The organism is Aeribacillus sp. FSL K6-2848, from assembly GCF_038004325.1.
GTDB classification, from domain to species: Bacteria; Bacillota; Bacilli; order Bacillales; family Aeribacillaceae; genus Aeribacillus; species Aeribacillus composti.
This window is the reverse complement of sequence record NZ_JBBOQQ010000001.1, coordinates 3452568-3460000: the sequence shown is the minus strand read 5'-3', so window position 1 is coordinate 3460000 and position 7433 is coordinate 3452568. Positions and strand designations below refer to the sequence as shown.

4 protein-coding genes, 16 tRNA genes, 2 rRNA genes and 2 pseudogenes (1 of these 24 only partly in view) are annotated in these 7433 nt (G+C 42.4%); 18 read left to right on the top strand and 6 right to left on the bottom strand.

Features of this window, described 5'->3' with window-relative positions; translation table 11 throughout:
• From NSS70_RS16740 to NSS70_RS16655, 18 genes are all read left to right on the top strand, one after another.
• A 23S ribosomal RNA gene (locus tag NSS70_RS16740) occupies positions 1 to 455 on the top strand (it extends 2478 nt beyond the left edge of the window).
• Positions 456 to 593: 138 nt separating this feature from the next.
• Positions 594 to 709, top strand: a 5S ribosomal RNA gene (gene rrf, locus NSS70_RS16735).
• A gap of 113 nt (positions 710 to 822) precedes the next feature.
• Positions 823 to 897: transfer RNA gene (locus tag NSS70_RS16730), tRNA-Asn, on the top strand.
• Between the two features lie 3 nt (positions 898 to 900).
• Positions 901 to 992: transfer RNA gene (locus tag NSS70_RS16725), tRNA-Ser, on the top strand.
• A gap of 13 nt (positions 993 to 1005) precedes the next feature.
• A tRNA-Glu gene (locus NSS70_RS16720) sits at positions 1006 to 1080 on the top strand.
• 1 nt (position 1081) lies between these two features.
• Positions 1082 to 1157: transfer RNA gene (locus tag NSS70_RS16715), tRNA-Val, on the top strand.
• Between the two features lie 108 nt (positions 1158 to 1265).
• A tRNA-Met gene (locus NSS70_RS16710) sits at positions 1266 to 1342 on the top strand.
• 2 nt (positions 1343 to 1344) lie between these two features.
• Positions 1345 to 1420: transfer RNA gene (locus NSS70_RS16705), tRNA-Asp, on the top strand.
• A gap of 5 nt (positions 1421 to 1425) precedes the next feature.
• Positions 1426 to 1501: transfer RNA gene (locus NSS70_RS16700), tRNA-Phe, on the top strand.
• 16 nt (positions 1502 to 1517) lie between these two features.
• Positions 1518 to 1590, top strand: a tRNA-Thr gene (locus tag NSS70_RS16695).
• A 12-nt stretch (positions 1591 to 1602) separates the two neighbouring features.
• Positions 1603 to 1687: transfer RNA gene (locus NSS70_RS16690), tRNA-Tyr, on the top strand.
• A gap of 4 nt (positions 1688 to 1691) precedes the next feature.
• A tRNA-Trp gene (locus tag NSS70_RS16685) sits at positions 1692 to 1765 on the top strand.
• An 11-nt stretch (positions 1766 to 1776) separates the two neighbouring features.
• Positions 1777 to 1852, top strand: a tRNA-His gene (locus NSS70_RS16680).
• A gap of 12 nt (positions 1853 to 1864) precedes the next feature.
• Positions 1865 to 1939 (top strand) — tRNA-Gln (locus NSS70_RS16675).
• A gap of 16 nt (positions 1940 to 1955) precedes the next feature.
• A tRNA-Gly gene (locus NSS70_RS16670) sits at positions 1956 to 2030 on the top strand.
• A gap of 5 nt (positions 2031 to 2035) precedes the next feature.
• Positions 2036 to 2109 (top strand) — tRNA-Cys (locus NSS70_RS16665).
• 9 nt (positions 2110 to 2118) lie between these two features.
• A tRNA-Leu gene (locus NSS70_RS16660) sits at positions 2119 to 2207 on the top strand.
• Positions 2208 to 2233: 26 nt separating this feature from the next.
• A tRNA-Leu gene (locus NSS70_RS16655) sits at positions 2234 to 2317 on the top strand.
• Positions 2318 to 2452: 135 nt separating this feature from the next.
• On the opposite strand, the pseudogene NSS70_RS16650 reads toward NSS70_RS16655, so the two are convergent.
• The 6 genes and pseudogenes from NSS70_RS16650 to NSS70_RS16625 all read right to left on the bottom strand — a co-directional run.
• Positions 2453 to 2655 (bottom strand): annotated as a pseudogene (locus NSS70_RS16650) (tyrosine-type recombinase/integrase); the annotation flags it as partial.
• Between the two features lie 100 nt (positions 2656 to 2755).
• Entirely contained in the window at positions 2756 to 3106 is a 351-nt protein-coding gene (locus NSS70_RS16645; RefSeq protein WP_029761977.1) for a hypothetical protein, read from the bottom strand.
• A 5-nt stretch (positions 3107 to 3111) separates the two neighbouring features.
• Positions 3112 to 4222: pseudogene (locus NSS70_RS16640) on the bottom strand (pre-toxin TG domain-containing protein).
• Between the two features lie 79 nt (positions 4223 to 4301).
• The gene (locus tag NSS70_RS16635) at positions 4302 to 4700 is read right to left on the bottom strand and encodes a hypothetical protein (RefSeq protein ID WP_117017390.1); all 399 of its coding nucleotides are present in this window, start codon (positions 4698 to 4700) and stop codon (positions 4302 to 4304) included.
• A gap of 23 nt (positions 4701 to 4723) precedes the next feature.
• Positions 4724 to 5140, bottom strand: a complete 417-nt coding sequence (locus NSS70_RS16630) for a hypothetical protein (protein WP_340881991.1) — start codon at positions 5138 to 5140, stop codon at positions 4724 to 4726.
• A gap of 382 nt (positions 5141 to 5522) precedes the next feature.
• The gene (locus NSS70_RS16625) at positions 5523 to 7193 is read right to left on the bottom strand and encodes a glycerol-3-phosphate dehydrogenase/oxidase (RefSeq protein WP_327873412.1); all 1671 of its coding nucleotides are present in this window, start codon (positions 7191 to 7193) and stop codon (positions 5523 to 5525) included.
• Positions 7194 to 7433 lie beyond the last annotated feature (240 nt).

Sequence of the window (7433 nt, the reverse complement as noted above, 5' to 3'; positions counted from 1 at the left end):
GGATAACAGGCTGATCTCCCCCAAGAGTCCACATCGACGGGGAGGTTTGGCACCTCGATGTCGGCTCATCGCATCCTGGGGCTGTAGTCGGTCCCAAGGGTTGGGCTGTTCGCCCATTAAAGCGGTACGCGAGCTGGGTTCAGAACGTCGTGAGACAGTTCGGTCCCTATCCGTCGCGGGCGCAGGAAATTTGAGAGGAGCTGTCCTTAGTACGAGAGGACCGGGATGGACGCACCGCTGGTGTACCAGTTGTCCCGCCAGGGGCATCGCTGGGTAGCTATGTGCGGAAGGGATAAGCGCTGAAAGCATCTAAGCGTGAAGCCCCCCTCAAGATGAGATTTCCCATCGCGATAAGCGAGTAAGATCCCTTGAAGATGACGAGGTAGATAGGTCCGAGGTGGAAGCGTGGTGACACGTGGAGCTGACGGATACTAATCGATCGAGGACTTAACCAAGTAGGAGCATCTATTCGTGAAGGAACCGTTATCTAGTTTTAAAAGAATCATGTTCAAAAAGGAATTGACAACTACGGTCAAAAAGTTATAATAGTAGTTGTCTATCCACTGAATGGAACAAATGAATACAATAATTTGCTTGGTGGCAATGGCGAAGAGGTCACACCCGTTCCCATCCCGAACACGGAAGTTAAGCTCTTCAGCGCCGATGGTAGTGAGGGTCTATCCCTTGTGAGAGTAGGACGCTGCCAGGCAATCACTTTACAATAGAAAAGAAGTTGTAAGTTTATTTCTTTCAAATTTGATTCAGCCTATAGAAAATGAGGCATTCTACATAATAGTAACATCAGCTAGTCTTCTTTTACATTCCGCAGTAGCTCAGTGGTAGAGCATTCGGCTGTTAACCGAACGGTCGCAGGTTCGAATCCTGCCTGCGGAGCCATTTGGAGAGCTGTCCGAGTGGTCGAAGGAGCACGATTGGAAATCGTGTAGACGGTCAACGCCGTCTCAAGGGTTCGAATCCCTTGCTCTCCGCCAGAATGAAATTTTTGGCCCGTTGGTCAAGTGGTTAAGACACCGCCCTTTCACGGCGGTAACACGGGTTCGAATCCCGTACGGGTCACCATGGAGGATTAGCTCAGCTGGGAGAGCACTTGCCTTACAAGCAAGGGGTCGGCGGTTCGATCCCGTCATCCTCCACCATGTACATAGTAAATAAAATGAATATTAATGAATTTCGGCGCTAGGGCCACAGCATGTTATGATATGTATACATAATTTTTGTGTGAAGAGTGTTTATTGTTTTATCGGCGCGGGGTGGAGCAGTCCGGTAGCTCGTCGGGCTCATAACCCGAAGGTCGCAGGTTCAAATCCTGCCCCCGCAACCAATGGTCCCGTAGTGTAGCGGTTAACATGCCTGCCTGTCACGCAGGAGATCGCGGGTTCGATTCCCGTCGGGACCGCCATAAAAGGCTCGGTAGCTCAGTCGGTAGAGCAAAGGACTGAAAATCCTTGTGTCGGCGGTTCGATTCCGTCCCGAGCCACCATTATATGTATACATATGCCGGTGTAGCTCAATTGGTAGAGCAACTGACTTGTAATCAGTAGGTTGGGGGTTCGATTCCTCTCGCCGGCATTTTTTACAATCGGAGGGGTAGCGAAGTGGCTAAACGCGGCGGACTGTAAATCCGCTCCCTTAGGGTTCGGCGGTTCGAATCCGTCCCCCTCCACCATGATAGGGGCATAGTTTAACGGTAGAACAGAGGTCTCCAAAACCTCCGGTGTGGGTTCGATTCCTACTGCCCCTGCCATTTATAAGATGGCGACTGTGGCGAAGTGGTTAACGCACCAGATTGTGGCTCTGGCATTCGTGGGTTCGATTCCCATCAGTCGCCCCATATTAATATCATTGGGCTATAGCCAAGCGGTAAGGCAACGGACTTTGACTCCGTGATGCGCTGGTTCGAATCCAGCTAGCCCAGCCACCTTTTAAATTTAAGTGCGGAAGTAGTTCAGTGGTAGAACACCACCTTGCCAAGGTGGGGGTCGCGGGTTCGAATCCCGTCTTCCGCTCCAATGATGGCGGCATAGCCAAGTGGTAAGGCAGAGGTCTGCAAAACCTTTATCCCCGGTTCGAATCCGGGTGCCGCCTCCATTATTACAAGCCGGGGTGGCGGAATTGGCAGACGCACAGGACTTAAAATCCTGCGGTAGGTGACTACCGTACCGGTTCAAGTCCGGTCCTCGGCACCAGTGAGGAATTGTATCAATTTCATTACGCCGATGTGGCGGAACTGGCAGACGCGCACGACTCAAAATCGTGTTCCCTTGCGGGAGTGTGGGTTCGACTCCCACCATCGGCATCATTAGTATCCGATATCTCACGATCAAAAATCGTGGAAGCTTTAATACGACTGCAAACGCAGTCGTTTTTCATTTTTTGGAAAACCGGAAGAATCCGATAGAATTCGAAAAAATTTTGCACGAATTTTGCACGGCTATTTTGTATGGTAGAGCTCCTCCATTGCACGGGATTCTTTTTGCTCCATCTCGTCCAAAATGTGTGAATACGTCTGAAATGTTGTCACAATGTCCTTATGACCAAGATGTCGAGAAACGTATTTAATATTCACCGCAGGACTTTATATAGGAGCATTGATGCGTGAGTGTGGCGAAGGCCATAACAAGTAATTGGCTTAATCCCGATCGTACCGCCTTTGTTTTTTGTCATGTAGACACCTCATTTTTTAGTCTATTATTACTATAATAATCTGTGTCTGCTTTTAGTCTAACATTACTTGTTACCTATTCTCTTCATCATACTCCAAAAATAGGTCTTGTAAATCTCCATTAATTGGTTCATTATTATTGTTAATTGTCACTTTAAACTCAATATCCTCTTCTCCTATTGATACTACCCCATCTAACACCCCTAAAATATTAGATACAGCATCCACTTCTACTTGTTCGATTATTTTAAATAATATTTCTTTATTTTTATCTGATAGTTCTGAATAAAACATCAACGCTTCTTTCCAATAAGGGTCTGTAACTTCATTAATATCAGTATTATTGAATATATCTCGATAAAAATTACGATTTTCTTTTATAATTGACTGATGTAAAAGTTTAACAAACTCTTCTTTATTCATATATCTCATCTCCTTCTCATCTCTGGATACAATTGTTTATTTAATTCAATTAATTTTCGAAGTTGAGAATTAGGAATGTCTGGATATACTCTTCTTAACTCCATTATATCTCTTGCTAATAATTGTCTTACACTCTCAATTCCTTTTGAACTTCTCAAAACTATTCCCCTAGGACCTTTTCTTGTATGTCCAGCTTTTGGTATTAATATTGCTGGTGCATTATTTGGATCATAATTTCGAATGAATTTTTTCATAATTGCTTTTTGTCCAACATGATGTGCATCTAACCTCGGTACACCTTTTATTTCTTTATATAATCCTACATCATACTTACTAAATTTACCCGTACCCTTACCGTCCACCTCATCCCCAGTTTTGCCAATCATGTTAATCGCAGTTTCTTTTACTTCTTCCTTAGCCTTGCTCATCCATGCGCGGGACGCTGGACCAATTCCCGCCAAGGCTGGCTGCCATTGGACAGACGAAACGCTGGTAAGACGGTCATCCCAATGCTTCTTAAAATATCGCAGCGTTTTGGTAATCGGCGCTTTCACGACTTGGAGGTACGCCGCTTGAAAGACAGACATCATTTTATCATAGCGGAGAACATATTTCATTTGCGGGACCAATTTCGAAACATCCGCTGCTATCCCGGCCGCTTTCGCTCCTTTGATCCCCGCTTTTCCAGCGATTCCTGCTCCTTTGGCTGGAGGAATGACGGACAACAATAACATTCCTCCCGTAACCAGGCGGTCCCATCCGGATATCCGTTCTCCAGTAATCGGGTCGTATTCTCCAAACAACCGCTACAAGTCATACCAGCCAAGAAGCTCCAGACTGAATTCTTTTATGTTGTCGGCGAGCGTTTGGTCTGCCTGTCTGTGTCTGATGGACGCGGCCGTCTGATACAGCAATTCCTCCGCTTCATTCAGCTTTTCTCCATAGCGGTCGAGCCAATGAATCAGTTCGTCTGTAAGCTCGCGGATGGCGGCGGAACCGATGCCGGGAATCTCCATGGCAAAAAGAGGGAATCTCCTGGGAAAGCAAGGTCCGCGCGCGTTGTATAGAGCATTGCTCTATATAGTTTATTCGAAGTGCTCCTTGAGGAATAAACAATCCGCTTGAACTTTTTGTTCAAGCGGATTGTTTATTTATCGATATATTAGGGAATCTTGCTTCACACACTATAACAAAATTACTTTACCGTAATACTAGGAGGATATATTGATAATATTTCAATTACATCATTAGAAGTTAAAAATACATAATGTTCTACCTCTCTTGACTCGTAAATACCGCAACTTTCTTTATGAAACCATTTCAAATATTCTGAGTTTTTAACTTTAAATAAAGACCAATCACTATAAAAATCTGTACCGTAATATTGATCTAAATAATTTAGCGTTTCTAATAACGAACCTTCATCAGTATTTCTATACGATAATACTCCTTCTTTAAAATTCACTACAACTTTTTTTTCACCATTTTCATCACTAAATTCTAAAATAACACCATCTTTACCATCCAAAAGCATATCATTATAAATTGTTGAAGGTATATCATCTAGCGGTATCCATCTTTCCCATTGTTCCATAAAACTTCCTCCATATTTGTTTTCTAGTAACGAAACTTTATTCTCTTCTTGCCATCTTGAATTTCAAGTGTAGGACGGCCATCACTACTTCTCTTTCTAACAATAACTGTTCTTCCATCCTTTAAAATACCGACTTTGAGGTCAGGCGTATCCTTAGTAATTTTAGGTCCCAACGAGTGAAAGTCATTCATTGCTTCACTAAATCCACCAGATAACTCATACTGAATAGTTCTTCCTTTTGTTGCTCTTCCAGGCTTAGCAACTTTAATTAAATCATCAACTGTTTTGCCAGTACCCTTAGTGCCAAGTTCAACGCCATCGTTGCCTGCTTTACTTCCGCCTAAATTTACCCTCGTCTTCTCACTCAGATAAGCTCGAACTTTATTCTCCAATCCATTGGTGTTTTCGGGCGGAACTTTAACGTTCTCAATCCCTTCCATGGCAAATCCCATTTGCCGGTCAGGGATTGAACTTTTCAGATTGGTCAGGCTATGTCAATTGTTGGGGTGCACTGGATGAGAAATGCTTGATACAGCTGTTCTAAGTTAGACCTTGCATTACTTTGCGATATCCACTTCTTAAAAACTTTTTACATAATAAGCTTTCTTTAATATGATTTTTTGTATTTACGAATTTAAGAAATAACCGGTGCAAAGTTAAACACCACCATTATCGAAAAAAATCCCCTCATAAGTAAACAGTAAATTGATGCATATTTACTGTCTCCTTATAGGGGGATGCTGTCAAAATTCGGCTACTTTTTCCTTTTCGTTCAAATAACCGGATAATAAAAGCCTTTGCTGTCATTATATATTTTGTCTATTATTGTTTTTCATCAACAGGCGTGACGGCGTCGTGCAGATATGTTTCTAATTCTTTGCGATAACGGTTTTGCTCCTCTTCTGTCCACTCCAAGTTTTTCGCCATATATTGAATAACGGATTCCTTCCATTGGTGAACTGAATGAATTTCAAAAAATAACGATCCCGTTCTCCGGATAAAGAAGTCCTCCGGTTTTACGACCATCTCTTCTTCCAAACCATATTGAAGCTGGGCTAAAACATCAATCGGTAATTGAAACTCATTTCTTACTTTCTTTAATTCAACTGCCAGTTCAAACACCCGGTCTACATTCGTTCCATATAATCGGACCAATCTTTCCGATTGTTTTCTGCTAAATCCCAATTTTTCTCCCTGTTCAACTTTTTTAGTTACGAACGATTCAAAATTTGTTGAACCTCCGAAATCTCCTCCCGAAATCGGCAGGTTTTTCGTTCTGCAAGGGGAAAATGCTGCGTTTTCTTCCTCTTTTAATAATTTGGCAACAAGATCAACGATCGTTTCTGCCATTTTACGGTATCCTGTTAATTTTCCGCCGGCAATGGTAATAATACCTGAATCAGACGTCCAAATTTCATCTTTGCGTGATATTTCAGAAGGACTTTTTCCTTCTTCATGGATTAATGGTCTGAGCCCGGCCCAGCTTGATTCAATATCTTCCACGGTGATATGGACCGTTGGGAACATATAATTAATGGCCTTAATAAGATAATCTCGATCTTCAACAGTCATTTTAGGATGTGCAATATCCCCATCATAGAAAGTATCTGTTGTGCCAACGTAAGTTTTTCCATCACGCGGAATAGCAAACACCATTCGTCCATCAGGTGTATCAAAATAGATCGCTTGTTTTAATGGGAATCGGCTTTGGTCAAAAACAAGGTGAATTCCTTTTGACAAAATCAAATGTTTTCCTTTTAAAGAGTGATCTTTTTCCCGTAACGTATCGACCCAAGGGCCTGTTGCATTTATAATTTTCTTTGCGAACACTTGATATGATTCTCCTGTTAATTGATCAACAACTTTTACACCTACGGCTTTGCCCTGTTCATAAATAAATTCGTCTACCTTTGCATAGTTAATCGCTTTTGCACCGCATTCGACTGCCTTTTTCATAACTTCAATCGTCAAGCGGGCATCGTCAGTTCGATATTCGACATAATATCCTCCGCCTAATAATCCATCTTGTTTTAATAAAGGTTCTTTATCAATAGTTTGCTTCGCATTCAACATCGTTCTTCGTTCGCTTTTCTTCACGTCAGCAAGGTAATCGTAAATTTTCAGTCCAATGGATGTGCTCCATTTACCGAATGTTCCTCCTTTATAAATCGGAAGAAGCATCCATTCAGGTGTAGTTACATGCGGGCCATTTTCATAGACGATCGCGCGTTCTTTCCCAACTTCAGCGACTAACTTCACTTCCAGCTGTTTTAAATAACGGAGGCCTCCGTGCACAAGCTTCGTGGAACGGCTTGAGGTTCCTGCGGCAAAATCCTGCATCTCAAATAGAACTGTTTTCATTCCACGTGTTGTTGCATCAAGTGCAATTCCTGCACCTGTAATACCACCGCCAATAATGATGACATCAAACTGTTTTCCATCGACGTCTTTTAATATTTCTTGTCTTTGATAAGCAAATACATTTTTGTTCATTTGTTATTCCTCCTGTGATCCGTCAAAAGTCCTAAAAAAAGAGACCACATACACACTACGCTCCTTCTACAGACGTAATGCTATGTGGTCTCTCCTTGTCTCCAACCGAATATTAACTTTGAATGTATTATAGCATATTCTTCATCTTCTGAAAATTCTTTTGTATGCGAATTTAAAATTCAAAGCTTTTCCCCATAATGAACTTTTCTTTATTCAGTTGATGAAGAATCAGTGTTTGAA

Excerpts from the sequence above, each read along its gene's own strand:
- NSS70_RS16645 (WP_029761977.1), bottom strand. The coding sequence starts at position 3,106 with ATGAATAAAGAAGAGTTTGTTAAACTTTTACATCAGTCAATTATAAAA.
- NSS70_RS16635 (WP_117017390.1), bottom strand. The coding sequence starts at position 4,700 with ATGGAACAATGGGAAAGATGGATACCGCTAGATGATATACCTTCAACA.
- NSS70_RS16625 (WP_327873412.1), bottom strand. The coding sequence starts at position 7,193 with ATGAACAAAAATGTATTTGCTTATCAAAGACAAGAAATATTAAAAGAC.
- NSS70_RS16630 (WP_340881991.1), bottom strand. The coding sequence starts at position 5,140 with ATGGAAGGGATTGAGAACGTTAAAGTTCCGCCCGAAAACACCAATGGA.